This is a genomic window from Pedococcus sp. P3_C7 (genome assembly GCF_056402615.1).
Genome location: NZ_JBFUHC010000006.1, coordinates 241,218 through 267,906 on the forward strand (window position 1 = coordinate 241,218; position 26,689 = coordinate 267,906).

General features: G+C 70.5%; 24 protein-coding genes. 12 read left to right on the top strand and 12 right to left on the bottom strand.

From position 1 onward, the window contains the following. Positions 1-54 precede the first annotated feature (54 nt). From AC1DS4_RS09465 to AC1DS4_RS09475, 3 genes are all read left to right on the top strand, one after another. Positions 55-1,053 (top strand): ABC transporter ATP-binding protein, encoded by a 999-nt coding sequence (locus AC1DS4_RS09465; protein WP_477632765.1) that lies wholly within the window; start codon positions 55-57, stop codon positions 1,051-1,053. Beyond that, positions 1,050-1,859 carry an ABC transporter permease gene (locus AC1DS4_RS09470; RefSeq protein WP_477615605.1) on the top strand — a complete coding sequence of 270 codons (810 nt, stop codon included), beginning with the start codon at positions 1,050-1,052 and terminating at the stop codon, positions 1,857-1,859. Before AC1DS4_RS09465 ends, AC1DS4_RS09470 begins: the two co-directional genes overlap by 4 nt. Before the next feature lie 102 nt (positions 1,860-1,961). Continuing rightward, a complete protein-coding gene (locus AC1DS4_RS09475; protein WP_477646026.1) occupies positions 1,962-5,852 on the top strand; it encodes a multifunctional oxoglutarate decarboxylase/oxoglutarate dehydrogenase thiamine pyrophosphate-binding subunit/dihydrolipoyllysine-residue succinyltransferase subunit in 3,891 nt (1,296 codons plus the stop codon). Positions 5,853-6,050: 198 nt separating this feature from the next. Here the strand turns inward: AC1DS4_RS09475 and AC1DS4_RS09480 are convergent, their stop codons facing one another. Then, the gene (locus AC1DS4_RS09480; RefSeq protein ID WP_477632454.1) at positions 6,051-6,968 is read right to left on the bottom strand and encodes a DUF559 domain-containing protein; all 918 of its coding nucleotides are present in this window, start codon (positions 6,966-6,968) and stop codon (positions 6,051-6,053) included. A gap of 224 nt (positions 6,969-7,192) precedes the next feature. Here AC1DS4_RS09480 and AC1DS4_RS09485 point away from each other — a divergent pair, with 224 nt between their 5' ends. Then, positions 7,193-7,369 carry a DUF6104 family protein gene (locus AC1DS4_RS09485; protein WP_140741227.1) on the top strand — a complete coding sequence of 59 codons (177 nt, stop codon included), beginning with the start codon at positions 7,193-7,195 and terminating at the stop codon, positions 7,367-7,369. Positions 7,370-7,372: 3 nt separating this feature from the next. Beyond that, positions 7,373-8,023, top strand: coding sequence for a GDSL-type esterase/lipase family protein (locus AC1DS4_RS09490; protein ID WP_477615988.1), 651 nt, complete (start codon positions 7,373-7,375; stop codon positions 8,021-8,023). A gap of 6 nt (positions 8,024-8,029) precedes the next feature. On the opposite strand, the gene AC1DS4_RS09495 is transcribed toward AC1DS4_RS09490, so the two are convergent. Together AC1DS4_RS09495 and AC1DS4_RS09500 are read right to left on the bottom strand one after the other, a co-directional pair. After that, complete coding sequence (locus AC1DS4_RS09495; protein ID WP_477615987.1) at positions 8,030-8,251, bottom strand: hypothetical protein; 222 nt, start codon at positions 8,249-8,251, stop codon at positions 8,030-8,032. Positions 8,252-8,320: 69 nt separating this feature from the next. After that, positions 8,321-9,295 carry a zinc-binding dehydrogenase gene (locus tag AC1DS4_RS09500; protein ID WP_477632453.1) on the bottom strand — a complete coding sequence of 325 codons (975 nt, stop codon included), beginning with the start codon at positions 9,293-9,295 and terminating at the stop codon, positions 8,321-8,323. Positions 9,296-9,386: 91 nt separating this feature from the next. On the opposite strand from AC1DS4_RS09500, the gene AC1DS4_RS09505 reads away from it, so the two are divergent. Then, on the top strand, positions 9,387-10,301 hold the full coding sequence (locus AC1DS4_RS09505) for a nucleotidyltransferase family protein (RefSeq protein WP_477632452.1): 915 nt from the start codon (positions 9,387-9,389) through the stop codon (positions 10,299-10,301). On the opposite strand, the gene rfbD is transcribed toward AC1DS4_RS09505, so the two are convergent. The 5 genes from rfbD to AC1DS4_RS09530 are packed head-to-tail and all read right to left on the bottom strand — an operon-like array spanning position 10,298 to position 15,393. Further along, positions 10,298-11,182, bottom strand: coding sequence for a dTDP-4-dehydrorhamnose reductase (gene rfbD / locus AC1DS4_RS09510; RefSeq protein ID WP_477632451.1), 885 nt, complete (start codon positions 11,180-11,182; stop codon positions 10,298-10,300). The genes AC1DS4_RS09505 and rfbD overlap by 4 nt on opposite strands. Next, positions 11,182-12,177 carry a dTDP-glucose 4,6-dehydratase gene (gene rfbB, locus AC1DS4_RS09515; protein ID WP_477632450.1) on the bottom strand — a complete coding sequence of 332 codons (996 nt, stop codon included), beginning with the start codon at positions 12,175-12,177 and terminating at the stop codon, positions 11,182-11,184. Before rfbB ends, rfbD begins: the two co-directional genes overlap by 1 nt. Positions 12,178-12,185: 8 nt before the next feature. After that, positions 12,186-13,130, bottom strand: coding sequence for a glycosyltransferase family 2 protein (locus AC1DS4_RS09520; protein ID WP_477632457.1), 945 nt, complete (start codon positions 13,128-13,130; stop codon positions 12,186-12,188). A gap of 23 nt (positions 13,131-13,153) precedes the next feature. Next, a complete protein-coding gene (locus AC1DS4_RS09525; protein ID WP_477632449.1) occupies positions 13,154-14,299 on the bottom strand; it encodes a glycosyltransferase family 4 protein in 1,146 nt (381 codons plus the stop codon). After that, complete coding sequence (locus AC1DS4_RS09530; RefSeq protein ID WP_477632448.1) at positions 14,296-15,393, bottom strand: glycosyltransferase family 4 protein; 1,098 nt, start codon at positions 15,391-15,393, stop codon at positions 14,296-14,298. The genes AC1DS4_RS09525 and AC1DS4_RS09530 overlap by 4 nt, the downstream gene beginning before the upstream one ends. 70 nt (positions 15,394-15,463) lie before the next feature. Between AC1DS4_RS09530 and AC1DS4_RS09535 the strand changes: the two genes are divergently transcribed. Then, positions 15,464-16,885: a glycosyltransferase gene (locus tag AC1DS4_RS09535; protein WP_477632447.1), complete on the top strand. Its 1,422-nt coding sequence runs from the start codon at positions 15,464-15,466 to the stop codon at positions 16,883-16,885. 82 nt (positions 16,886-16,967) lie between these two features. Here AC1DS4_RS09535 and AC1DS4_RS09540 read toward each other — a convergent pair whose 3' ends face one another. From AC1DS4_RS09540 to AC1DS4_RS09555, 4 genes are read right to left on the bottom strand one after another with little or no spacing between them, the layout of a single operon-like run. Next, positions 16,968-18,737 (bottom strand): methyltransferase domain-containing protein, encoded by a 1,770-nt coding sequence (locus tag AC1DS4_RS09540; RefSeq protein WP_477623267.1) that lies wholly within the window; start codon positions 18,735-18,737, stop codon positions 16,968-16,970. Positions 18,738-18,746: 9 nt separating this feature from the next. Further along, on the bottom strand, positions 18,747-19,649 hold the full coding sequence (locus AC1DS4_RS09545; protein WP_477632446.1) for a glycosyltransferase family 2 protein: 903 nt from the start codon (positions 19,647-19,649) through the stop codon (positions 18,747-18,749). Next, the gene (locus AC1DS4_RS09550) at positions 19,646-20,713 is read right to left on the bottom strand and encodes an NAD-dependent epimerase/dehydratase family protein (protein ID WP_477632445.1); all 1,068 of its coding nucleotides are present in this window, start codon (positions 20,711-20,713) and stop codon (positions 19,646-19,648) included. The genes AC1DS4_RS09545 and AC1DS4_RS09550 overlap by 4 nt, the downstream gene beginning before the upstream one ends. After that, positions 20,710-22,005 carry an acyltransferase family protein gene (locus AC1DS4_RS09555; RefSeq protein WP_477632444.1) on the bottom strand — a complete coding sequence of 432 codons (1,296 nt, stop codon included), beginning with the start codon at positions 22,003-22,005 and terminating at the stop codon, positions 20,710-20,712. Before AC1DS4_RS09555 ends, AC1DS4_RS09550 begins: the two co-directional genes overlap by 4 nt. 73 nt (positions 22,006-22,078) lie before the next feature. On the opposite strand from AC1DS4_RS09555, the gene AC1DS4_RS09560 reads away from it, so the two are divergent. From AC1DS4_RS09560 to AC1DS4_RS09580, 5 genes are read left to right on the top strand one after another with little or no spacing between them, the layout of a single operon-like run. Beyond that, positions 22,079-22,930, top strand: coding sequence for an ABC transporter permease (locus AC1DS4_RS09560; RefSeq protein WP_477623263.1), 852 nt, complete (start codon positions 22,079-22,081; stop codon positions 22,928-22,930). Next, on the top strand, positions 22,927-24,180 hold the full coding sequence (locus tag AC1DS4_RS09565) for an ABC transporter ATP-binding protein (protein ID WP_477632443.1): 1,254 nt from the start codon (positions 22,927-22,929) through the stop codon (positions 24,178-24,180). The genes AC1DS4_RS09560 and AC1DS4_RS09565 overlap by 4 nt, the downstream gene beginning before the upstream one ends. Further along, positions 24,177-25,124: a glycosyltransferase family 2 protein gene (locus tag AC1DS4_RS09570; protein WP_477632442.1), complete on the top strand. Its 948-nt coding sequence runs from the start codon at positions 24,177-24,179 to the stop codon at positions 25,122-25,124. Before AC1DS4_RS09565 ends, AC1DS4_RS09570 begins: the two co-directional genes overlap by 4 nt. Next, a complete protein-coding gene (rfbA, locus tag AC1DS4_RS09575; RefSeq protein WP_477632441.1) occupies positions 25,121-25,999 on the top strand; it encodes a glucose-1-phosphate thymidylyltransferase RfbA in 879 nt (292 codons plus the stop codon). Before AC1DS4_RS09570 ends, rfbA begins: the two co-directional genes overlap by 4 nt. Continuing rightward, on the top strand, positions 25,999-26,598 hold the full coding sequence (locus tag AC1DS4_RS09580) for a dTDP-4-dehydrorhamnose 3,5-epimerase family protein (protein ID WP_477632440.1): 600 nt from the start codon (positions 25,999-26,001) through the stop codon (positions 26,596-26,598). Before rfbA ends, AC1DS4_RS09580 begins: the two co-directional genes overlap by 1 nt. Positions 26,599-26,689 lie beyond the last annotated feature (91 nt).

Genomic DNA, 26,689 nt, shown 5'->3' on the forward strand with positions numbered 1-26,689 from the left:
CTCCCCCCACGTCAGTTGGCAGGATGAGCGCATGCCACTCAACCCGGGGGAACGATGACCACGACCACAGCGAGCAGGCCTAGCGACGGCACCCGCATCGAGGTGCGCGACCTGACCAAGCGGTTCGGCACCTTCACCGCCGTCGACAACCTGTCCTTCAGCGTCGAGCCCGGCCGGATCACCGGCTTCCTCGGGCCCAACGGCGCGGGCAAGACCACCACGCTGCGCATGCTGCTCGGCCTCGTGAAGCCGTCGAGCGGCGCGGCGACGATCGGCGGCCTCGCCTACCACGACATCACCCAGCCGATGGCGGTCGTCGGCTCGGCGCTGGAGGCCACCAACTTCCACCCCGGCCGCACCGGACGCGACCACCTGCGGGTGCTGGCTGACACCGCCGGGGTCGGGGCCCAGAGGGTCGACGAGATGCTCGAGCTCGTCGGCATCCCGGCAGCGGCACGCAAGCGGGCCGGCGGCTACTCCATGGGCATGCGCCAGCGGCTCGGCCTCGCGGCCGCGATGCTCGGCGACCCCCAGGTGCTGATCCTCGACGAGCCGGCCAACGGCCTCGACCCCGAGGGCATCCGGTGGCTGCGCGGGTTCCTGCGCCACCTGTCCGCCCAGGGCAAGACCGTGCTCATCTCCAGCCACATGCTGCAGGAGGTCGAGCAGACGGTCGACGACGTGGTCATCATCAACAACGGCAAGCTGGTCAAGCAGGGCGCCATGGCGGACCTGCACGGCGAGGCCCACGCGATCGTGCGCACCACCGACCTCGACGCGCTCGCGGGAGCCTTGCGCGTCGCCGACGTGACCAGCGAGGTCAAGGACGGCGCCCTGCTCGCCGAGACCCACGACCTGCGCCTCATCGGCGACGTGGCGCTGCGAGCCGGGCTCCCCGTCTACGAGCTCCGCCAGGCCACGACCGACCTCGAGGCGCTGTTCTTCGAGCTGACCGAAGGCACCAACCGCAACCTCGGCGACGGCGCGTCGATCGGACACGGCGCCGCGACCGAGCGAGATGCCATCACCGGAGAGGAAGGGGCGAACGGATGACCGCCGCGATCCGCGCAGAGTTCCGCAAGTTCTTCACGACCCGGATGTGGTGGGGCCTGGCCATCGCCATGTTCCTCGCCGGAGCCGGCCTCGCCGTGCTGTTCGGCTTCCTGTTCACCCAGGCTCCCGACCCCAGCGTCCCGGCCGGTCAGGGCCCGCCCACGGGCACGCCCGAGCAGATCGCCAACAGCGTCTACACCAGCGGCCTGAGCATCGGCTACCTGCTCACCCTGACGATCGGCGTCCTCCAGATCGGCAGCGAGTACCGCCACAAGACCATCACCAGCACGTTCCTGGGCACGCCCAAGCGGGCCAGGGTGATGGGCGCCAAGGTCATCGCGCTGCTGGGCATCGGCGCCATCTACGGCCTCATCTCGTTGGCCGGGTCGATCATCGCCGGCGCCATCGTGCTCAATGCCCGGGGATTCGCGCCGTTCCCGACCGGTGGGGTCTTCCGGACGCTGGCCCTGAGCCTGCTGGTCCTCGGGCTGTGGGCGCTGATCGGACTCGGGGCGGGAATCCTCATCCCCAACCAGGTCGCCGCCCTGCTGATCTCGATCGGCGTCGCGTGGATCGTCGAGCCGCTGGCCGGCTTCGGGCTCAGCTTCTGGGACTGGGGTCGCGACCACATCGTCCAGTACCTGCCGTCCGCAGCCACGCAGGCCATGGTCAACGGCGTGACCCAGGGTGGGGAGAACGCCGTGAAGCCGCTCGCGTGGTGGGCCGGTGCCCTCGTGCTGGCCGCCTACGCCGCGGTGCTGGCCGGGTTCGGCTCCTGGCGCACGGTCCGCAGCGACATCAGCTAGACCACGCAGGTATGCCGCGGGGCCSGGTGCCCCCGGGGCCCGCCCCCCGGGGGAACACCCATTGCCCGTCATTGTCGACGCTACGAAAGAGGCGTATCCGCCGTGCCCGACCAGTCCCCGACCAACGACCCCATGTCGGCCTTCGGGCCGAACGAGTGGCTCGTGGACGAGCTGTATGAGCAGTACAAGAACGACAAGAACTCCGTCGACAAGGTGTGGTGGTCCCTGTTCGAGGACTACCAGCCCGGTGCGGGCTACCAGCCGGGCGACGACACCGCGAACGGATCTGGGCCCAACGGGACCCCGGCGTCGGCTCCGGCAGCACCCGCCGCCCAGGCGCCCGCCGCCCAGGTTCCCACCGCGCCCGCTGCCCAGGCTCCCGCCGCCCAGGCTCCCACCGCGCCCGCTGCCCAGGCTCCCGCCGCTGCCGCCGCTCCTGCGGCCACGCCGGCGCCCACCGCGCCGGCTCCCGCACGCGCCCCCGCGGCCCGGGCCGAGGCCCCCGCCACCGTCGACACGACGAAGGAGGCGCCCAAGCCCCGCGAGCCGGAAGCCCCCAAGGCGACCAAGGCGACCAACCAGGACGAGGTCAGGCCGTTGCGCGGCGCGAGCGCCCGCACGGTGACCAACATGGAGACCTCGCTGACGGTCCCGACCGCCACGAGCGTCCGTGCAGTGCCGGCCAAGCTGCTCATCGACAACCGCGTCGTCATCAACAACCACCTGCAGCGCTCGCGCGGGGGCAAGGTGTCGTTCACCCACCTCATCGGCTACGCCCTGGTCAAGGCGCTGGGCCACATGCCCGAGATGAACAACGGGTTCACCGAGGAGAACGGCAAGCCGGCGCTCGTCGTCCCGGGCCACGTCAACCTCGGCCTCGCCATCGACATGGCCAAGCCCGACGGCACGCGCCAGCTGCTCGTCCCCTCCATCAAGTCCGCCGAGTCGATGGACTTCGCGCACTTCTGGACCGCCTACGAGGACATCGTCCGCAAGGCCCGGGGCGGCAAGCTCACGGTCGAGGACTTCCAGGGCACCACGCTGACCCTCACCAACCCCGGCACCATCGGCACCGTCCACTCGGTCCCGCGCCTGATGGCCGGCCAGGGCGCGATCATCGGTGTCGGTGCGCTCGAGTACCCCGCCGAGTGGCAGGGCGCGAGCCAGGAGACCATCAACCGCAACGCCGTCTCCAAGATCATCACGCTGACCAGCACCTACGACCACCGCATCATCCAGGGCGCGCAGTCCGGCGACTTCCTGCGGATCGTGCACCAGCTGCTGCTCGGCGAGAACGGCTTCTACGACGAGATCTTCGAGAGCCTGCGGCTGCCCTACGAGCCGGTGCGCTGGGTCCAGGACATCTCGACCCACCACGACGACGACGTCAACAAGACCGCGCGCGTGCAGGAGCTCATCCACGCCTACCGCGTGCGGGGCCACCTGATGGCTGACACCGACCCGTTGGAGTACCGCCAGCGCCGTCACCCCGACCTCGACGTCACCAGCCACGGCCTGACGCTGTGGGACCTCGAGCGCGACTTCGCCACCGGCGGCTTCGGCGGTGCGCCGATGCTGCGGCTGCGCAAGATCCTGGGCATCCTGCGGGACTCCTACTGCCGCACGATCGGCACGGAGTACATGCACATCCAGGACCCCGAGCAGCGCCGCTGGCTGCAGGACAAGATCGAGGTCGGCTACGCGAAGCCGGGCCCCGACGAGCAGCTGCGCATCCTGCGCCGGCTCAACGCCGCCGAGGCGTTCGAGACGTTCCTGCAGACCAAGTTCGTCGGCCAGAAGCGGTTCAGCCTCGAGGGCGGCGAGTCGGTCATCGCGCTGCTCGACCGCATCCTGTGCCGGGCTGCCGCGGACGCCATGGACGAGGTCTGCATCGGTATGCCGCACCGTGGGCGCCTCAACGTGCTCGCCAACATCGCGGGCAAGTCCTACGGCCAGATCTTCCGCGAGTTCGAGGGCAAGCAGGACCCCAAGTCCGTCCAGGGCTCCGGCGACGTGAAGTACCACCTGGGCACCGAGGGCGAGTTCGTCGCCGAGGACGGCAACAAGACCAAGGTCTACCTCGCCGCCAACCCCTCCCACCTCGAGGCCGTCAACCCGGTCCTCGAGGGCATCACCCGGGCCAAGCAGGACCGGCTCGACCTTGCCGGTGAGGACTTCACGGTGCTGCCGCTGCTGCTGCACGGCGACGCGGCGTTCGCCGGGCAGGGGGTCGTCGCCGAGACGCTCAACCTGTCCCAGCTGCGCGGCTACCGCACCGGCGGCACCATCCACGTGGTCATCAACAACCAGGTCGGCTTCACGACGTCGCCGAGCGCGTCCCGGTCGAGCACGTACTCGACCGACGTGGCCCGGATGATCCAGGCTCCGATCTTCCACGTGAACGGCGACGACCCCGAGGCCTGTGTCCGGGTGGCCGAGCTCGCCTACGAGTTCCGGCAGGAGTTCAACAAGGACGTCGTCATCGACATGGTGTGCTACCGCCGCCGCGGTCACAACGAGGGAGACGACCCCTCGATGACCCAGCCGTTGATGTACAACCTCATCGAGGCCAAGCGCTCGGTCCGCAAGCTCTACACCGAGGCCCTCATCGGCCGCGGCGACATCGGGCAGGAGGAGGCCGAGGCCGCGCTGCGCGACTACCAGCAGCAGCTCGAGAGGGTGTTCGTCGAGACCAAGGCCGCTCTCAAGGAGGCCGCCACGGCCGACTCCACCGATGCCACGCTGGCCGGCACGGACGCCGAGGGCCACTCCGGCCTCGAGCCGCCGACCGCGCAGGCCACCGACCAGGCCACCCGCTCGGCCGACCAGACGGCCATCCCGGCGGACCAGCTCCACCACATCGGCGACGCCTTCGTGAACCCGCCGCAGGGCTTCACGGTGCACCCCAAGCTGCTCCAGGCCATGGAGAAGCGCGCGCAGTCGACCCGCGACGGTGGCATCGACTGGGCGACCGGTGAGCTGCTGGCCTTCGGGTCGCTGCTCATGGAGGGCACGCCGGTGCGTCTCGCCGGTCAGGACAGTCGGCGCGGCACCTTCGTCCAGCGGCACGCGGTCCTCATCGACAAGAACACCGCCGAGGAGTGGACCCCGCTGCTCTACCTCGGCGAGGGTCAGGCGCGGTTCTGGGTCTACGACTCGCTGCTGTCCGAGTTCGCGGCGATGGGGTTCGAGTACGGCTACTCCGTCGAGCGTCCCGACGCCCTCGTCCTGTGGGAGGCGCAGTTCGGCGACTTCCTCAACGGCGCCCAGACGATCATCGACGAGTTCATCTCGTCCTCCGAGCAGAAGTGGGGCCAGCGCTCGTCCGTCGTGCTGCTGCTCCCCCACGGCTACGAGGGCCAGGGCCCCGACCACTCCTCCGCCCGCATCGAGCGCTTCCTGCAGATGTGCGCTGAGGACAACATGACGGTGGCCTACCCGTCGACGCCCGCGAGCTACTTCCACCTGCTGCGCCGACAGGCCTATGCCCGTCCGCGTCGTCCGCTCATCGTCTTCACCCCGAAGTCGATGCTGCGGCTCAAGGCGGCGAGCAGCATGCCGGCCGACTTCACCGACGGCACCTTCCGTCCGGTGATTCCCGACCGCGCGTCGTTCGACACCGCCGCCGTCACCCGCGTCCTGCTCGCCAGCGGCAAGGTCGTCTACGACCTCGAGGCCGCCCGTGAGAAGGCGGGTGACACCACCACCGCCATCGTGCGGGTCGAGCAGCTGGCTCCGTTGCCGGCCAAGGAGATCGCGGCCGAGCTCGCGAAGTACCCCGCTGCCGACGTGCTCTGGGTGCAGGACGAGCCCAACAACCAGGGCGCCTGGCCGTTCATCGCACTCAACCTGCCGCAGGCCCTCGCCGGACTCGGCGAGACCCGCCTGCTGCGGGTGGTCTCGCGCAAGGCTTCGGCCTCACCGGCCACCGGCTCGAGCAAGCGGCACGCCGAGCAGCAGTCCGAGCTCATCACGTCCGCCTTCGCGAGATAGAACACCAGAGTCCAGGCAGTCTCACGCACGGACTCCACCAGGTATGCCGCGTGGCTGGCCCAGCCACGCGGCATACCTGCGTCTGTGGCCTGGCAGCCGTGGGCGGACGACCACGGTCCGTGCCCCGGTCGCGTGATGGCGCCGCCCTGAGCACACCCTCGTCGAGCCGCCCCTGACCACGGTCGTCCTGCCACGAGGTCACGCGGCCACCCGGAGGCGAGCCCGTCGCAGTTCTTCGCGCAGGGCCAGCTCCTCTCGCCGGATGGCCACAGCGGCCGCGATCATCTCCGCCACCCACGCCGGCCTGGTCATCACCCGCGCCCAAGGGAACCGCAGCACCAACCAGCCGTCGGCCACCAGCTCGTCGTACCGCACGCAGTCCTTCTCGAACAGCTCGCCCTCCCCGTGGAACTCGTAGCTGTCCGCCTCGAGCACGATCTTCAGGCTGACGTCGGCCAGGTCCACCCGGCCCACCCAGCGCCCGTTGCGGTCGATGCGGACCTGCGGCACGACCGAGAGCCCGGGGACCTCGAGCGCGATCGCCCGCAACACCGACTCGAACGGGTTTGCTGCCCGGGGATCCGCCAGCTCCACCACCCGCGCCACCTTGCGGCGAGGACCCCGGGCGGGGAGTGCCGCCACTGCCCGAGCGAGCTCGGCCCCGGTCACCGTGCCGTCGCGCAGCGCGGAGTCGGCGACGGCGAGCCCCTCGTCGAACGGCAGCCGCGCCGCGCAGTCGATCACGGTCCGCACTGGCCCCGTCACCAGTCCATCGACGTCGGCATCAGGCAGGTTCACCCACGTCACCTGCGCCGACCCACGTTGGTCGGCGGTGAGCTTGCGACCGCGCCCGACCGCGATCTGAGGTGCCCGGGGTTGCCACTTGAGCGCCCAACCATGGTGTGCCGCGGCGCTCAGCAGGACGGAGGTGCCTCGGAGCTGCACTGCCATCCGCCGCGCACTCGTTGCCGTCGGAAGGGCATAGCGGCCCCGGGCCACCCGCTCGACCAACCCGGCACGCAGGGCGTTCTCGAAGGTCCGCCGGTCACTCGCCGCGATGACCTCGGCCCGGGTGGCGGCGCCCCCCAGTCGGCCCAGCGCCTCCACTGCGTTCACGCTGCGAGTCTGGCCCGACCGCGACGCACGCCCACGACTCTGTCCACAGCCTCGTGGGCGGACGACCAGGGTCACAGCGCCGGTCCCCTGCCATGCGCATCCTCCGCAGGGCGTCCGATCCGGGTCGCCGACCGTGGTCGTCGGCGCACAACCGCGCCACACTGCCCCGGGTATGCCGCGTGGCTGGCTCAGCCACGCGGCATACCCCCGTTAACCTTGCAGTCGTGTACTTCACGGATCGCGGCATCGAGGAGCTGGTCGCTCGCCGAGGGGAAGAAGAGGTCTCCTTCGAGTGGTTGGCCGACCAGCTGCGGACCTTCGTGGACCTGAATCCCGATTTCGAGACCCCCGTCGAGCGCCTGGCCACCTGGCTGGCCCGGCTCGACGACGACGAGGACTGACGCGTGAGCGACCCCACCTTCACCCCGAGCGCCGAGTTCCAGGTTGCCTCCGACGGTCCCCGCGACGTGGGGATCGTCTTCGTCGGCGACTCGCTCGTCGTCGGAGTGGGTGACCCCAAGGGACAGGGCTGGGTCTCCCGCGTGGCCGGCCGGACGCACCACCCCGACCTCGAGCTCACGGCCTACAACCTGGGGGTGCGGGGCGACACCACGGCTGACGTGCTGGCCCGCTGGAAGGCGGAGTGCGCGCCCCGCTGGGCGGGACGCGCCGAGAAGCGGCTGGTCGTCTCGGTCGGCGGCAACGACGCGGCCACCGGCGTGACCCTGGCCCGGCACCGCCTCAACCTCGCCAACATCCTCGACGACGCGGCCAGCGCAGGTATCGGGACGTTCGTGGCGAGCCCGACGCCGACCGACGACTCCGAGATCAACGCCAAGCTCGACGTGCTCGTGGAGGCGCAGGCCGATGTCTGCGCCCGCCGTGGGGTGCCGTTCGTGGACTGTTTCCGTCCGCTCCTCGGTCACGAGCAGTGGCAGAGCGACCTGGCGGCGAGCCGGATCGCCCACCACCCGGGACAGGCGGGATACGGCCTCATCGCCTGGCTGGTGCTGCACAACGGCTGGTACGACTGGCTGCAGATCTCGCCGAGCTGACGAGTCCTAGAGGTGCCGGTCCGCCAGGGCGCGCAGCTGGGCCAGGGTCTCGATCGCGCTGCGGTCACCGATGAGCCACGGGTTGACGACAGCCCGCATCTCGGCGTCGAGGTCGGGCCCCGGAGGGTTGCGGCGGGTGTGACCGTGCGGGACCGGGGCAACCGCCTTGGGATTGTGTGTCCACCTCGAGTCGATGATGTCGTCCGGTGAAGAGGGGAACTGTTCCATCTCCCCTTGATACGCCTGTGTCGGCCAGATCCCTAATCGGCCTCAGGCCCCTCTCAGGGAGGTGCTCCGTCAGGATCCGACGGTGAACACGACCTTGCCGAACACGTCGCCGGCCGCCATCTTGGCGAAGCCCTCCCGCGCCCGGTCGAGCGGCAGGGTCGTGTCGATCACCGGCTCGATCCGCTGCTGCACCACGAGCTGCGTGAGCCGTTCGAGCTCGGTGCGCGTCCCCATGGTCGACCCGACGACCCGCAGCTGCTTGAAGTAGATCTTGGTCAGCTCGGCCTTGCTCGGGGCATCGCCGGACGTGGCGCCGGAGATGACGATCGTCCCGCCCGGCTTGAGCGAGTTCACGGAGTGCGACCAGGTGGCGGCGCCGACGGTCTCCATGACGGCGTCGACGCGGTCGGGGAGCCGTTCGCCGTTCCCGAAGGCGCGGTCCGCACCGATCCCCACCGCCAGCCGCCCCTTCTCCTCGTCGCGGCTGGTGACCCACATCCGGTAACCCGCCGCAGCACCGAGCTGGACCAGGGCAGTGGCCACCCCGCCGCCGGCTCCCTGGACCAGGACGGTCGCACCGGGCGTGAGTCCCGCATTGCTGAAGAGCATCCGGTATGCCGTGAGCCAGGCCGTCGAGAGGCAGGCGGCGTGCGTCCACGGCAGGTCCGCAGGCTTCGCGACGAGGTTCGAGGTCGGGACGGCGACCTTCTGGGCGAGGGTCCCGTCGTGCAGCTCGGAGAGGAGGGTGCGGCGCGGGTCGAGCGTCTCGTCGCCCCGCCACCCGTCGCTGGGCACGACCGCGTGGACGATGACCTCGTTGCCCTCCTCGTCGATCCCGGCGCCATCGCAACCGAGGATCATCGGGAGGCGGTCCGCGGACAGCCCGACGCCGCGCAGCGACCAGACGTCGTGGTGGTTCAGTCCGGCGGCCCGGAGCGTGACGGTCGTCCACCCCTCGCGCGGCTGCGGGTCGGGCCGCTCGCCGACCTCGAGGCCGGACAGCGGGTCGTCGGCGGACTGGCGGGCAGCGTAGACGGCGAGCATGGACCGACCTTAGCGAGAGTCCCGTGGCACGAACGGCGGAGGGGGAGCTCAAACGGGGCACCCTGATCCGCGGCAGCCGCATACTGACGGGGTGCCGGAGTCCATGCTGTCGATGACCGAGGGCGTGCTGCTCGCGCACGCCCTCGTGGCGCGCCTGGCCAACCAGGTGGGTGCCCGGGTGCTCTTCATCAAGGGGCCGACGGCCGTTGCACTGGGCGCCCGGCCCGACCGAGCCTCCACCGACGTGGACATCCTCGCCGACCGGGCCGGGTTCGTCGCCCTGTGCGCCGCCCTGGAAGGGTCCGGGTGGCAGCGACGCATCGCGGCCACGGGACTGCGTCGCGCGGCCGACCTCGCGTTTGAACACTCCGCGCACTTCATCCACCCGGACTGGCCGTGCGACCTGGACGTGCACTTCTCCTTCCCGGGGTTCCTGGCGCCGGAGGCCGAGGTGTTCGAGGCGTTGTGGGGCACCAGCACCACGGTGGACGTCGCAGGGCGCTCGGTGCCGAGCCCCTCGGTGCAGGGGCAGGCCCTCGTCGTCGCGCTCCACGCGCTGCGGGACCCGGGCAAGGTGACGAGCCAGCAGGACCTGGCCCACCTGGAGGCGACCGTGGCCGGCTGGCCACCTGACCTGCTCGCGCAGCTGGCAGACCTGGCGGCCGCAACGGGTTCGTCGGACTCCGCAGACTCGTTCCTCGGGCACGTGGGTGCGGTCGTCGCGACGGACGGCCCACGGTACTCAGCACGGGTGGCGGACTGGCGAGCGCGTCAGCAGGGGTTCGGGCGATCGACGATGTGGCTCGTGGAGCTGCGGCGTTCGCCCTGGCGCGAACGCCCGGGAGTGCTCCGTCGAGCCCTCCTCCCGTCGCCCGAGTACCTCGTCGGATCGCACCTTGCAGCGGACCTGGGCCGCGGGCGACTCGTGCTGCTCCATTGTCGACGCTGGGGTCGCGCGCTGGCCTCGCTGCCGAGGGCTCTGGGTCGCGCTCGCCGGCTCCGTTAGGCCTTCGGCTCCTGGGCCACCGCGTCTGCGACGACGTCGGCCAAGGACGCGGCGAGGCTCTCCTGCCAGGGCGGCAGGGGTGCGAGGCGTGCCATCCGCCAGGAGTCGTGCCCCAGCACGCTGTAGGTGGGGCGCGGTGCCGGGAGCGGGAACGCGTCGCTGGACGTCGGCCGCACCCTCTCCGGGTCGAGCCCCAGCCCCCGGAAGATCTCCTGGGTGAGTCCGAACTTGGTCGTCTCTCCCTGGCTGGTGGCGTGCCACACGCCGAACGGCGCCGACTCGTCCACGAGCCGCAGGATCGCCTGGGCGACGTCCATCGTCCAGGTCGGCTGGCCGGTCTGGTCGTCGACGACGTTGAGGGTCTCGTGCCGGTCGGCCAGCCTCGCCATGGTCTTCACGAAGTTCGGGCCCCCGGCGCCGTACAACCAGGCCGTCCGGACGATCCACGCCTGGGGGCACCGCGCCTGCACCGCCCACTCCCCTGCGGCCTTGGTCCGCCCGTAGGCGGACAGCGGCACCAGAGGTGCGTCCTCGGCATACGGCTCGGTCGCGTCGCCGGCGAACACATAGTCCGTCGAGATGTGGACGAGGCGTGCTCCGACTGCTCGGCACGCGTCTGCGACGTTGGCCGCGCCCACCGCGTTGACCGAAAAAGCTTGCCCTTCATGGCTTTCCGCGTCGTCAACTGCCGTGTATGCCGCGCAGTTCACCACGACGTCATGGCCCCGCACGGCATCACGCACGGCATCGGCGTCGGTGATGTCCAGGTCGGACCGGGTGAGCGCGGTGACGTCGTCGTCCGGGACACCGGCGAGCGCCAGCGTCACCTGCAGGTCGAGGCCGAGCATGCCGCCCGCGCCGGTCACCAGCCAGCGCGTCATCAGCGGCCGAGCCGGTCGTACCGCGCCTCGGCGACGACCTTGGCCGTGCGCCACCAGTCCTGGTTGTCCTGGTACCAGGCGATGGTGTCCTCGAGGCCCGAACGGACGTCGGGGTGGGCCGGCCGCCAGTCGGTCTCGGCCCGCAGCTTGGTGGCGTCGATCGCGTACCGCAGGTCGTGGCCCGGGCGGTCCGGGACGTGGTCGAACCAGTCGGCCGGCTTGCCCATCAGGTCGAGGATCAGCGCCACGACGTCCCTGTTGTTCATCTCGCCGTCGGCCCCGATGAGGTAGGTCTCCCCGAGCCGGCCCTGCTCGACGATGGTGATCACGGCGTCGTTGTGGTCGTCGACGTGGATCCAGTCGCGGACGTTGGCGCCGGCTCCGTAGAGCTTGGGCTTCACCCCGTCGATGATCCCGGTGATCTGTCGGGGGATGAACTTCTCGGGGTGCTGGCGCGGGCCGTAGTTGTTCGAGCAGTTCGACAGCGTCGCCTTGAGCCCGAAGGAGCGGATCCAGGCGCGGACCAGCAGGTCGGCACTGGCCTTCGACGCCGAGTAGGGGCTCGAGGGGTTGAGTGGCGTGGTCTCGGTGAACTTGGCCGGGTCGTCGAGCTCGAGGTCGCCGTAGACCTCGTCGGTGGAGATGTGGTGGATCCGCTTGTCGTGCCGGCGCACCGCCTGGATGAGCTGGTAGGTGCCGATGATGTTGGTGTCGATGAACGGCCACGGGTCGTCCAGGGAGTTGTCGTTGTGCGAGTCCGCGGCGAAGTGGATGACGAGGTCGTGGGCGGCGACCAGCTCGTCCACGAGGTCGGCGTCGGTCACCGAGCCCTTCACCACGTCGACCTCGCCGATCACGGGGTCGAGCGAGGTGAGGTTCGCGGCATACGTCATCGAGTCCAGGACGGTCAGCCGCCAGTCGGGGCGGACCTGGCGGGCCCTGATGACGAAGTTCGAGCCGATGAACCCGGCGGCGCCGGTGACGAGGACCTTCACGATTTCTCCTACGTGGTGGAGGCGGGCCGGGTCCCGTGATCGAGCTCTGCGATCAGTGCGGGTTCGACGTCTGGGAGCGAGTCCGCCGGACGGGTGGGGGGTGCGCCGTGGAACACCCGCTTGCTCCGCCGTGACGCGAGGTAGCGTAGCGCCAGCCCGAGTCGGATGATCAGCCGCAGGGGTAGCTGGCGGGGGGAGGAGTACCGCCGGGCGAGGTAGCGGTAGGCGCTGGCGTGGTGAACGCGGGACATGCCCATGCGGTCCCGGTTGGTCGCGTGACCGCCGTGGTGGACCACGACCGAGTCGGGCACGTACACGACGTCCCAGCCCGCCTCGGCGAGTCGTTCGCACAGGTCGACGTCCTCGAAGTACATGAAGTACGCGGAGTCGAATCCCCCGACCGCCTCGAACGCCTCGCGGCGCAGGAGGAGACAAGCCCCGGAGAGCCAACCCACCCGGCCCTCGACCGGGTCGTGACGCTCGCGCCGGTAGCGCGCCGTCCAGGGGTTGTTGGGCCAGGCCCAGCCCAGGAGGGCGTGGCCGACCCCGTTGTGCAGTCGTGGGATCTGGCGAGCAGACGGGTAGAGCAGACCTTCATCGGTGACGATGCCTGGCCCGAGCGCTCCTGCTCGGGGCCAGCGCTCCGTGGCGTCGAGCAACCGGTCGATCGACTCCGGCTCGAAGCGCACGTCGGGGTTGGCGATGATGAACCATTCCTCGTCCCTGCCCTCGGCACCGAGGTTGGCAGCCCGGCCGTAGCCGAGGTTGCCGCCGGAGCTGACGAGCTGGACACCACTGCGGCCTCGGGCGCGTTCCGGCGAGCCGTCGGTGGACCCGTTGTCGATCAGGGTGACAGGCACCGGGTGTTGCGTCGCCTCGGCCAACGAGTCCAGCAGCTCGTCCAGGAAAACCCCCGGTGAGTACGTCACCACGAGCAGCCGAACCTTGGTCATCGTGTTCACGAGCGCCCCCTCTGCTATCGCGCCAGTCGTGAAGAACAGGCCGTCCCATAGGCCTCGAGGTGCCGCGCGGCCGCGCGACTCCACGAGAACTGTAGGGCCCGAGATGCCCCATCAGTGCGCATTGCGGCCCGCAGGTCGGGATCGTCCAGGAGTCGGGTGAGCGCGTCAGCGATGTCGTCCGCATCGGGCGAAGCGGCGTAGGCCACCGCCTCTCCCCCGACTTCGGGGAGGGCCAGCTCGCGGGTCGTGAGCACGGCGACACCCGCCGCCATGGCCTCCAGCACCGGCAACCCGAAGCCCTCACCGAGGCTCGGATAGGCCATCACCTCGGCCCCGCCGAGCACGGCGTGCACCATCCCGTCGGGGACGAAACCGGTGCGCAGCACGCTCAGCGGCGGCGGCACCGCGGCCAGGTCGCCATCGAGCGTGGTCTCCCACCCTGCGGCCCCCGCGAGGACGAGAACCGGCGGTTCCGGGCGCTCGCTGCAGGCCTGCACGTAGGCGCGAACCAGGGCGGGGACGTTCTTCCTGGGCTCGATCGTGCCGAGGAAGACGATGTATGCCGCGGAGCCGAGCCCCAGCCACTCCCGCGCCTCCGCGATCTCGGCAGTCGTGGGCGGACGGAACGTCTCGAGATCCACGCCGTGGGGGATCACCACCAGGCGACTGCGGTCGGCGCCAGTGTGCGCGACGACCTCGTCGGCGGTCGCCGCGCTCGGCACCACCACTGCGTCGGCCACGCGAGTCGCCGCCCGTGTCCACGCCCGGAAGAACCTGCGCTTGACCGGTCCGTGGACCTCAGGGTGGCTGAAGAAGGTCGCGTCGTGGAGGGTGACCACGCGCGCCGGGCGGGCGCGACCGAGGAAGAGCGGCAGCGTGTAGTGGGGAGAGTGGACGACGTCCGGCTGGTGGCGTGCGACGAGGCGGGGCAGACCCACCTGCTCCCAGAGCAGCCGGGCCGCAGGACTCTGGGCCCACGACGGCACGACGAGGGTCCGGTGGCGACCGACCAGGTGCTCGTAGGAGGTGGCGTCCCGGCGCTGGCAGGCCACGAGCACCTCGACGTCCAGCGACGCGAGCCCCGCGATGAGCTCGTCGACGTAACGCCCCACGCCCCCGCGCTGGGCGGGCAGGGCACTGGCGTCGACCAGGACCTTCACGCCGGTCGCGCGCCCCTCCGGGACAACGCCCCTGCGTAGATCTGCCACATCCGCGAACCTACCTCGTGCCACTCGAACAGCCGGCTGCGCTCCAGTCCCCGCGCGGAGAGGCCGGCGGCCAGCCCTGAGTCGGCGAGCACCGACCCGAGCGCCTCCGCCAGGGCCTGCGAGTCGCCGACGGGGACGACGACGGCAGCCCCACCGCCCACCTCCACGAGGGCTGCATCGTCGCTCGTCACCACCGGGGTCCCGGCCGCCATGGCCTCCACGACCGGTAGCCCGAAGCCCTCGGAGCGCGACGGCACGGCAACCACGGCCGCACCGGCATACCAGCGATGCAGGTCCGCGTCCGACACCCGGCCTGCCACGTGGACACGGTCCGACACACCCAGCCCGGCAGCCATCGAGGGGACGTCCACGCCTCCCCATCCGTGCGGGCCGACCACGACGAGGCGGCCCTGGGCCAGGGCCGGCTGCGCCATCGCCGCGAGCAGCACGTCCAACCCCTTGCGGGGTTCGGCCGTGCCGACGAACAGGACGTACCCGGGGTCGGCAGGTGGACCGGACTCGTGCTGCACGTCCCCCTCGAGGCGGGTGACCCCGAGGGGCACCACCACCACCTCACCCGTCGGCGCGAGCAGCTCGACCACCCTGGAGGCAACGGCCTGCGTCGGCGTGACGATGACGTCGGCCTCGGCGGCCGCCCGGGCGCCCATCCGCCGGTGGAAGGCGACCCCGCGGGCCGTGAGCGTCTCGGGATGGGTCCAGGGCACGACGTCGTGGATGGTCACCACCAGGGCATGGGACCGCCCCGTCGGCGGCACGAGCAGGGTGGGGGCGTGGACGACCCCAGCGCCGCGCAGGCGCGGTCCGACCCCGCGCTCCCACAGTCGCGCGAGACCCTTTGCCGGGATCCCGATCGTCTCGTGGCGGTGAAGGTGGTCGGGGACGGGCCCGGCCGTCGCGAACACGCCCACCAGCTCGTCCTCCGGAGCGCAGGCGAGGGCCAGCGCCCGAGCCAGCTCGGCGGCATACCTGCCGGTCCCGCCCGGCACGGGCGAGCGGGTCTGTTCCAACAGCAGACGCACCTGCACCGGGCCTCCACCACCTTTCCGGACGAACGGTAGTCGGCTGGCGTGGTGGGTCATGGGAGGATCGCTGCTCGTGTGGGAGAACTTGGGTGGGGTCTACGCCAGTCATCCGCGAGCGCGGGTGCTCGGGGTGCTGCCTGCGACCGCGCCCCAGGGGTGGCGGGCCGATGACCCCGAGTCGCCCACCGTGGTCCTGTCCGTCACCGACGGACTGCCGGACGCCGGCATGGTGGCAGAGGCCGCGTCGAGCAACCCGGCCGTGATCGTGGTCCTCGCGGCAGACCCCGTGCCCACGTCCGAGGTCGTCGCCGCCCTGCTCGGGCAGGCTCCTTCCTGGCCCGGCGAGGCCGTGGCAGACGTCGACGCCAGGCTCGCGCAAGCTGGGTACGCCTGGGACCGGGAGCCCTCTCCCCGCGCGCCTTCCGTCGTCGCGGGAGGGCTCGTCGCGGCGATCGACCAGGTGCGCTCCGAGGTCGGCCTCCCCGGCGAGGGTCAGCCGCTGGTGCGCACCTACGTCCCGGAGACCGCCCGGAGCCAGCCAGGGCACGACGACGGCGGGCCGTTCCTGTCCGTCCTCGTCCGCACCCAGGCGACTCCCCGGCGGCTGGAGACGCTGGTGGACGTCCTGGCGTGCCTCCAGGGGCAGACCGACGACGACTTCGAGGTGCTCGTCCTGGCCCACGACCCGGCTCCCGAGGGCTGGCAGGGCCTGCTCGAGCTGGTGCAGGGCCTTCCGGCGCAGTTCCGTGGCCGCGTGCAGGCCGTCGAGGTGCTGGGCGGCGGTCGCGCCGCCGGTCTGGTCGAGGGCCATCGCCGCGCCCGCGGCGCCTACCTCGCGGCCCTCGACGACGACGACCTCGTCCTGGGCCACTGGGTCCAGACCTTCAGGGAGCTGGCCGTCGCGGCCGGACGGCCGACGGTGCTGCGCGCCTGCGCCGTGGCCCAGGCCATGGAGCTCCTCCCACTGTCACCTGCGGGATTCCGCGCGGTCGCCCCGGTCGAGAAACGCTGGATGAGCACGTTCGACCTGGTGAGCCATCTCGTCGACAACCACTCCCCCATCCACTCGTGGGCACTGAGCCGCCAGGCGCACGTCTGGAACCTGCGGTGGGACACCGAGCTGCCCGTGCTAGAGGACTGGGACCTGCTGCTGCGGTCGGCCCTGCGGCTCGGCGTTGCGTCCTCGCCCGAGATCACCGCGGTCTACCGGGTGTGGCCGCACGCCGAGAACTCGTTCGCCGAGCTCCCGGAGGCGAGCTGGGGAGAGGTGCGCACCCGCGTGCTCGACGGTCTCGACTCCTCAGCGGTCGCCCTGGCCCCCGGTTCGGCGACGCGGCTGCGCGACCTCGAGTTCTTCGCCCTCACCCACCGACCCTTCCGCGTCCGGGTGAAGGGGTATGCCGCGCGGCGGCTGCACCGGTCCCGCGTCGCCCTGGCCGGCACCCCGGTGGGGCCCCCGGTCAAGAAGGTGCTCCGCGCGCTGCGCGCACGGTAGTCGGCAGTCGGTAGGCGGCAGTCGGTAGTCGCTGTCGTTGTCGAGCGAGGGGGCCGCGGGCGGCTCGTCAGCGGGCGGCTCGTCAGCGGGCTGCTTGGCCGCCCGTGAGCTTGCGCAGCACGCGTCCCGATGCTCGCACCGGCGCCATCACGCGCCACGAGCGGGACGTCCGCAGGTCGGCCGCATCCTGCTCGGCTGCCAGCAGGGCGCCCCGGAGCTCGGCGATGTCGCCCTCCAGCTTGCGGACCCAGGCATGAGCGGTCGGGTCCCACTCGGATCCGCCGGTCCTGGCGGCGCGGATCCGGGCGATCGTCCCCGGCGGGAACACGTGCAGGCCCCGGTCCAGCCGATAGACGATGGCGTCCTCGGTGGCCTTCCACTCGCGCTCGTCGTGCAGCGTGTGTGAGGCCTCGCCGACGAGCCAACGTCGGTACACGCTCGTGACGTGCGGCGACTGGGCCACCCCCGCGACCAGCGCGGTCTGGAGCAGCACGTCCCAGTCCTCGAGGACGTTGAGCGCCTCGTCGAAACGCACGCCGAGGTCGCGGAAGACGCTGCGGGGGAACGCCACCGACACGGGCGGGGACTGGTTCTCGGTGAAGTGGTCGTAGAGGTCGAACGTGGACTCGAAGTTCTTGCGGACGGCCGACACGGTGCGGTGCCCGACGGAAGCACCGGTCGTCGCAGGCTGCTCCGTGATGTCCTGCTCCACCGCCACCGCACGCAGCAGGCGCCCGGGCTTGCGTGCCGCCATGGTCGCAAACGTCTGGACCCAGTGACCGAGCACGAGGTCGTCGTCGTCGAGGATCGCGATGTACTGGCCGCGGGCCGCCTCGACTCCCACGTTGAGGGGTCGCGAGCGACCGCCCGTGTCGACCGCGATGACGCGGCTGCGCGAGCGCAGCCCCTCCGGGAGGTCGTCGATCATCCGCTCCACGACGAGCTGTCGCTCGTAGCTGACCCGGTGCGGTAGCACGATGAGCTCGAAGTCCTGGTTGGTCTGGCCCATCAGGCAGGTGAGCGCGTCGCGCATGGCCTCGGGCCGGCGTCCCTGGGTTCGCATGATCACGGAGAGGAACGGGCCCTCGCCCTCATGCGGTTCCGGCCAGGCTGACCCTCGAGGGGCTCCGGGGAGGTAGGCCCGGACGAGCTGGTTGGTCTCGGAGTGCCCATGGGCACGCTGCGTGAGGCTGCGCAGGAACGCGCCGAGCTCGGTGGAGTCCGAGAGGGCGACGTTGTCGGGCGGGAAGTGCTGGTCGCTCAGGTGCAGGTTGAAGTCTGCCTCCCCGACCTCGCGCCATCCGGCGGCCCTGGTCCACCGGTCGACCAGGTCCTCCGTGTGGTGCACGACGTGGGTGCGGTCGAGCAGCCCCGTCTCGGTGTAGTCCCACCGACCCAGGAGCAACTTGATGGCGACGTCACGATGCGCGACGTTGGGCACGCCGAGGATGAGCGCTGCGCCGCCGTTGGTGCGGCTCAGCTCGCCGAGGGCCGCCAGGACGGCCGGGCCGTGCAGGACGTGCTCGAGGGTGTCGATGATGGAGATGCTCGCGAGGGGCCGGCCCGCGAGGATGCGCTCGAGTGTCGCGGGCAACCCGGCGGTGTCGTCGAGGTTGACCTCGTGAGCCTCGAAGCCCCGACCCTTGAGCTCGGCGATCCCGGCGTCGGCGAGGTCGGCGCCGACGTAGGTCAGCCCCAGGTCGCGGACCGGCTCGGCGATCGCCCCGAACCCACAGCCCAGGTCCAGGTGCACCGCGCCGTCGTTCTGGGCATGGTGCTCCTCGACGAGCGAGACCACGCGGGCGTAGACCGTCTCGGGGCCGTACACGAACTTGTACTGGTCACCAGTCATCGAGCGCCCCTAGAACCGGTGCACGGCGTAGACGCCGTCCACGAACGTGGCCACGGTCGCGGCGTCGGCGACGGGTTCGGGCAGCGTGCCCGCGGCGCGCCGCTCCTCGAACGTCGTCACGGACTTGCGTTGCAGCTCGCTGCCGTATGCCGTGAGGTCACGGGAGTACTTCTTCACCAGGTCCGGGCGGCCCCACTTGTGGGCCATCATCAACGCGGCCTCGGCGGAGTAGTACTCCTCGGCGCCGCCGACCATCCACGTCCCGTCGTCGTTGAGCCGCTTGTCGTGGAAGATCCTGGCGCTGTCGCGCAGGATCAGGCGGTAGCCGGCGAGCCGGATCCGCCACGACCAGTCGACGTCGTCGCAGTAGAGGAAGAACGCCTCGTTGTCGAAGCCGCCGACGCGGTCGACGACCTCCTTGGAGACGAGGGCGCAGGCGGTGGTGGCCCACGGGGTCTCGCCGGTGGCGGGGTCGTAGGGCTTGGGATGCTCGAAGGGGAGCTGGCGGGCCTCGACCAGTCCCACCGACGCCTGTGCCCCGAACGGTTGGAACAGCTCCTCCACCAGGCGCGGCGACGGCACGGTGTCGGGGTTCACGATCATGACGTAGTCGCTCGCGAGGTCCTCGAGCAGCGCGTTGTGGCCTGCTGCCGACCCGAGGTTCTTGCCGAACAAGCGGTAGTCGACGTCGTCGATCCCGAGTCCCTTGACCTCCTCGCGCAGCCGGAGCAGGAGCTCCTCACCCAGAGCGGGAGTCGGGCCACAGTCCCCGAGGACCACACGGGTGCTCCCCACCACGTCGGCGGACCGGGCGAGCTCGATCGACCGGGCCATGGCACCGAGGAAGCGCTCGACGTGCTCGGCCTCGTTGTTGAACAGGATCGAGTGGATCTGAAGGCTTGGCGCGGTCATACGGTCGCGTGCTCCTCGGTCTCGACCCACTCCTGGAGGCGTCCCACGCCCTCAGTGAGGCTCACGGCAGGCGCCCAACCGAGCTCGGCCCGGGTCGTGGAGATGTCGGCGAGCGCATGGCGCACGTCGCCGTCGCGGAACTTGGCCACGACGACGGGCGAAGGAGCGCCGTGGTAGGCGGCCATCTCGGTGGCCAGCTGCCCGATGGTCGTCGGCCTGCCCGAGCCGACGTCGAGCACCCGCACGTCCGCTGGCGCCTGGGCCAGACCCGCGGCGAGGGCCTCTGCGACGTCGTCGATGTAGACGAAGTCACGGGTGATGTCGCCGTCCTCGTAGAGCGGGATCTCCTCCTGGCGCCTGGCCAGCCTGGAGAACAGCGTGACGATGCCCGTGTAGGAGTTGGTCAGGGACTGCCCCGGCCCATAGACGTTCTGCAGCCTGAAGGTGCTGAGGGGCACACCGCGACTGAGCGCCCACGCGGCGAGGATGTGCTCCTGCGCGAGCTTGGTCGCGCCGTAGACACTCGTCGGGGCAGGGGCGGTGAGGTCGGCCCGGGCCGGCAGCCCGTGCCCGTCCTCGAAGTCCCACTGCCTGCGCTCGAGCTGGTCGTGGGACCGCTGGCCCGGGTACCACCGGGAACCGTCCGGGCGCTCCCACCTGCCCTCGCCGTAGACGGCACGGCTCGAGGTGAGCAGGACGTGAGCCGGCAGGTGGTCGACGCGCCCGAGCCAGTCCGTCAGCTGGGTGGTGCCCACGACGTTGACGAGGCCGTGCCGGGACGCCTCGGTGAGCGACTGCCCGGTGCCCGTCTCGGCGGCGAGGTGGATGACGGTATCCGGCCGCAGGTCGCCGAGCTCGTCCCAGGCCTCGGCCTTCGTCACGTCGCCGACGACCAGGGTGGCCTCGTCGGCGAGCAGCGCCGGCCTGCCCCCAGAGGGGTGGACCTGCGGGTGGAGGCTGTCCAGGACTGTCCAGGAGTCGGCCTGTGGCGTCAGGAGCTGGCTGAGGGCACAGCCGATGAATCCCGCCCCGCCGGTGACGAGGACGTGTCCGAGCTTGCTCAACGTGGTGATCCCCCTAGATCGATGGTGGCCGCGTCAGGATCGAGCTCCTCGCGAACGCCCGCGTGACTGTAACCGACTCCCGCCGGATCGGCCCCGGCGGTGCGAGCGGGCGCGTCGCCCCACGCCTCGAGTCGGCCACGAGCCCACCCGCGCCAGAACGCCAGCCCCCGCCCAGGTCCCCAGGACTTCAGCCGCAGCGCCGGCTTCTCGACGAGGTGCCAGCTGGCGAACGCGAAGGCGAAGGTGACCGACCAGGCGATCACGATGTAGGGCAGGATCCCCAGGCGGTGGACACCCAGGGAGGCCAGGGCCATCTGCACGATGAACCCCCACACGTAGATGCCGTACGAGTAGTCGTTCTTCGCCGCCACCGACTTGACGCGCGCCGGCGCGGCATACGCGAACCAGAGCAGGGCGTAGCCCATGGCAGGGACGCCGATGAGGTGGTACCCGCCGACGCGGAACAGGGCGAGCAGGCCGACCAGGAGGCCGCCGAGGGCGAGCCGTCCGTTCATGGGCAGGCGGTCGGCGTACACGGCGGCGGTGCTGCCGACGAGGAAGGTGGCGGCGAGCTGGACGAACTGGAGGTCGCCCAGCCATGGGGCCATGGCCTTGGCCACGTCGGGTGCCGCTGCGGACAGGGACCCGAGCAGGAGCAGGGCCGCCGCGGAGACGGGGACCAGTACCCGGGCCCGGCTGAAGATCGCGAAGAGGGCGAACGCCCCGACCAGCAGGTAGCAGCGGAACTCGTACTCGAGGGTCCACAGCGACCCGTTGAGGACGCTCCAGCCGACCTGGTGCCCGTAGGGGGTCTCGGCGAAGACGTCGAGCAGGCCGTACTGGCCGATGTGCAGGTTCCAGTTCCGTGTGAAGTACGTGAGCGGCCCTGGGAAGGCAGCCGTCCAGAAACCCGCGAGCGTCCCGTGGTGGCGCAGGTAGAACGCCGGGGCGACGACCGCCGCCGAGACCACGAGGGTGAGCCAGTACGCAGGGAAGATGCGCAGGACGCGCCGCCACAGGAACTGGAGCGTGTCGGCCGACATGGCACTGCGTGCGATGAGGAAACCACTCACGACGAAGAAGCCCTCGACCGCGAGCCCGCCGATGCTGTTCTGGCCGTGGGTGTAGCGCCAGAACGGGTCCTCGCCGAAGCCACCGAGCGGGAAGGCGTGGTCGACGATGACGGCGCTGGCGAGGATCAACCGCAGGAAACCGAACGCGTTGTCCCTCCCCCGCAGCATGGAGGACAACACGAGGGTCGACCCGTCATCGTCCGTCTGTCGTCGGCGCATCCCGTATCCTTCGTCACGGCAGAGCATTCAAGTGGCCCCAGAGGCTACCAAGCAGGTGGGGTGACACAGGTCGGTGAAGAGTGCGGCCATCGTGGGCCCGCGGGTCTACCGCGAGCACCTGACCGACCTCCTCCGGTTCTCGTCGTTGACGTCCAACTTCGTCCGACGTGAGCTGCGGACCCGCTTCCTGGGGTCGCGTTTCGGCTGGGCCTGGTCGCTGGCGATGCCGCTCGCGGTCCTCGCCACGTACTCCGTGGTCTTCGGCATCGTCCTGGGGGCCGATCGCGGTATGCCGCCGTCCCCCACCGGGCTGAAGCTGTTCGCCGTCTACCTGTTCACCGGGCTGGTGGTCTGGAACGTCTTCGCCACCGTCCTGCAGCGCACGGTCGACGGGCTGCTCGAGCTGATCCCGTTGCGGCGCAAGGTGGCCTTTCCGGTCATCGCGCCCCTCGTGGGGTTGACCGCCGCGACGCTGATCGAGCGCGGGGTCGAGCTGGTGCTCCTCGTGGTCACCTTCACCATCGTCGGCAACATCGGGTGGACGGTCCTGTGGGCGCCGGTGATCGTCGTGCTCGTGGGCGGCTTCGCCTTCGGGATCGGCCTGGGGCTGTCCGTGCTCAACGTGGCCTTCCGCGACGTCAGCCACTTCCTGGCCGTGGGACTTCAGCTGCTGTTCTTCGCGACGCCGATCATCTATCCGCCGGACTTCGTCCACCGGAAGTTCGAGGACGGGTCGCTGCCGTCCGTGCTGTTGTCGCTCAACCCGGTCGCGCCGTTCGTGCAGGCGCTGCGTGACGCGCTGTGGAACCTGCGCTCGCCCTCGGCGGGCGCGGTGCTGGCCATGGTGGCCCTCACCATCGTCTCGCTCCTGCTCGGGTGGCTGGCGTTCCGCGGGCGCGCCGCCCGCGTCGCGGAGGTGCCATGAGCTCGTATGCCGTGCGCGTCACCAACGTCACGCGTGACTTCAAGATCGACCACGGCCACGCCGGCAGCCTGAAGCACCGGGTCCTGACGCCCCGAGGTCAGCGTGCCGAACACTTCCGGGCCCTCGACGACATCACCCTGGAGATCCCGCACGGGTCCACCTTTGCGCTGATCGGTGCCAACGGCTCCGGCAAGAGCACCCTGCTCAAGCTGATCGCCGGCATCTTCCCGCCGAGCAGCGGCACCGTGCACGTCACCGGTCGGGTCACCGCCCTCCTGGAGCTCGGGGCGGGGTTCCACCCTGAGCTGACGGGTCGCGAGAACGTCTACCTGGCCGGCTCGATGAACGGCCGCAGCCGCGCCGAGGTGGACGCCGATGTCGAGGCCGTCAAGGCCTTCTCGGGCCTGGACGAGTTCTTCGAGCAGCCCGTCAAGGTCTACAGCTCAGGCATGTTCGTGCGCCTCGGGTTCGCCGTGGCGGTCCACCTCGACCCTGAGGTGCTGATCGTCGACGAGGTCGTGGCAGTGGGCGACGAGCAGTTCCAGCGGATGTGCTTCGACCACCTGCACGACCTGCGGCGACGAGGCGTGACCATCCTCTTCGTCTCGCACTCGCTCAGCCTCGTCGAACAGCTGGCGGACCACGCCGTGTGGATCGACGAGGGCACGGTGCGCCAGGTCGGGACGGCGCGCGAGGTCATCGACGGCTACCTGCAGCAGGTGAACCGCGAGGACCTCGGTCGGGCAGAGGACCTCGCGGGGGCGCAGGACCTCGATCCGGAGCAGGCCGACATCGCCGACGACCCGAACCGCTGGGGCTCGGGCGATGCCAGCGTCACGGACGTGGAGTTCCTCGACGCACGCGGCCACGCTACTGTCGCAGTCGAATTCGGTGCACCGTTGACCGTGCGACTCCACTACTCGACCCGCGAGCCGATCGACGACCCCAACTTCGGTCTGGCCATCTGGTCCGAGCAGGGGTGGCCGATCGGCGCGCCCAACACCCACCTGTCCGAGGTGGCGACAGGACGCGTGTCCGGAGACGGTTTCGTCGACTTCACGATGGACCGCGTCACCTTCGTGCCGGGACGGTTGTCGTTCACGGCCGCGATCACCGACCAGTCGACGACCCACGTCTTCGACTGGCGCGAGCGCGCGTTCGACCTCAAGGTGCTGCCGCACAGCGGACTCGAACCGACTGGGCTCGTCGAGGTCGCCGGTTCCTGGAGCGGTCCCCAGAGCACCTCGTGACCGGCGGTCAGCCCCTGACCACCGCCGTGGTCGTCACCTGGAACAGGCTGGCTCTGCTGAAGGAGTGCATCGAGTCGCTTCGCTGCCAAGACGTCGCGGCTAGTGAGTTCGACGTCCTGGTGGTCGACAACGCGTCGACCGACGGCACCGCGGAGTGGGTGGCCGCCCAGACCGACCTCCGCCTCCTGCGGCTTCCCACGAACCGCGGTTTCGCCGGTGGCATGGCCGCGGCCCTGGAGCAGGTGCGCACGCCCTACGTCGCGATGCTCAACAACGATGCGGTCGCCGAGCCGGCCTGGCTGCGTTCCCTCGTCGAGCCCCTGGTCGCCGATCCTGCCGTGGGCGCGACGACCTCGAAGATCCTGCTCGAGGGGACCGACCGGGTCCTTCAGTCCACCGGGGTCGTGGTCGACGCCGGAGGCCGCGGATCGGACCGTGGCTACCTTCAGCGCGACGAAGGTCAGTTCGACGGGCCGGCGTTCGCCGACGTCTTCGGGTTCTGTGGTGGCGCCGCGGCCGTGCGCACGAGTGCGGTGAGGGCCGTTGGCGGGTTCTGGGCCGACCTGTTCCTCTACTACGAGGACGTCGACCTCAGCTGGCGGCTGCGGCGCGGCGGTTTCCGCGTCACCTACGTCGCGAGCGCTGTCGCCGTGCACCGGCACGGCGCATCGTCACACCATGGCAGCGACCGGTTCTACTTCTACAACCTGCGCAACCGGCTCGCCGTCATGCTCGCCAACGCTCCCCTGTCGAGCCTCCTGGCGCAGGCCGCGCACCGTCGCGGGACGGATGAGGGTGAGGTGTCGCAGGGGCCTGCGCCTGAGCGACCGGCGCCGACCACCCGGGTGCGTGCCCGCGCCCTGGGGGGACTGTTCCGCATGATCCCGTCGGTCTGGCGGCGTCGCAGGAGCCTTCCGTCGGCTGCCGATAGGGTCGCCCCATGAAGGGGATCATCCTGGCTGGCGGCTCCGGCACGCGACTGCACCCGATCACACTGGGCATCAGCAAGCAGCTCATGCCCGTCTATGACAAGCCGATGATCTACTACCCGCTGTCGACGCTGATGATGGCCGGCATCCGCGAGGTCCTGGTCATCACCACGCCGGACGACCAGGGCCAGTTCCAGCGACTGCTCGGGGACGGTTCGAAGTGGGGCATCGAGCTGTCGTATGCCGCGCAGCCCAGCCCCGACGGCCTGGCCCAGGCGTTCATCATCGGATCCGACTTCATCGGGGACGACTCGGTCGCCCTCGTGCTCGGCGACAACATCTTCTACGGCACCGGCCTCGGCACAGCGCTGCGGTCGAACACCACGGTGAGCGGCGGCAACATCTTCGCGTACCACGTCACGGAGCCCTCGGCCTATGGCGTCGTGGAGTTCGCCGACGACGGCCAGGTGCTCTCGATCGAGGAGAAGCCGGAGCGGCCGAAGTCCTCCTACGCCGTGCCCGGCCTGTACTTCTACGACAACGACGTCGTCGAGATCGCGCGGAACCTCGAGCCGAGTCCGCGCGGCGAGCTCGAGATCACCGGGATCAACGACGCCTACCTCCAGCGCGGTGACCTCTCGGTCACGGTGCTCCCCCGGGGCACCGCGTGGTTCGACACCGGCACCTTCGAGGGACTGATGGACTCGGCGCACTTCGTCCACGTCGTCGAAGCGCGCCAGGGGCACAAGATCGGCTGCGTCGAGGAGATCGCCTGGCGCAACGGCTGGCTCAGCGACGACGAGTTCGCCGCACTGGCCGCATCGCTGGAGAAGAGCGGCTACGGCGTATACATGTCCGGGCTGCTCGAGGAGAAGCGGGGCACGCTCTAGTGGAGATCCGACCGCTGCGGATCGCGGACGCGTTCGAGATCACGCCACGTCAGTTTCCCGACGACCGGGGTGTCTTCCTCGAGTCCTACCGCGGGGACCGGCTGGCGGAGGTGATCGGGCACCGTCCGGAGATCGTGCAGACCAACGTGTCGGTCTCCTCGCGCGGCACGGTCCGTGGCATCCACTTCGCCGACGTCCCGCCCTCCCAGGCGAAGTACATCACCGCACTGAGCGGCTCCCTGGTCGACTACATCGTCGACATCCGGGTGGGATCCCCCACCTTCGGTCAGTGGGACTCGGTGCTCCTCGACACGATCGACCGTCGCGCGGTCTACCTGCCGGAGGGCATGGGGCACGCGTTCGCCGCGCTCGAGGACAACACCACGGCGATGTACCTCGTCACCGCTCCCTACACCCCGAGCCGCGAACACGGCATACACCCGCTGGACCCGGAGGTGGGGCTCCTGCTCCCCGAGGGGATGGAGACGCCGCTGCTCTCGCCGAAGGACGCCGAGGCGCCTAGCCTCGCCGAGGCCAAGGAGCAGGGACTGCTCCCGACGTATGCCGCGTGCTGCGAGTTCTACTCGTCCCTGGGCTGACGCCCGGAGCCGGCTGCGGATGGTCGATGGGTGGACTCCTCCGTTTGGTTGCATTTCACACCTACACGCCTTGAAAACAACCACTGACCTG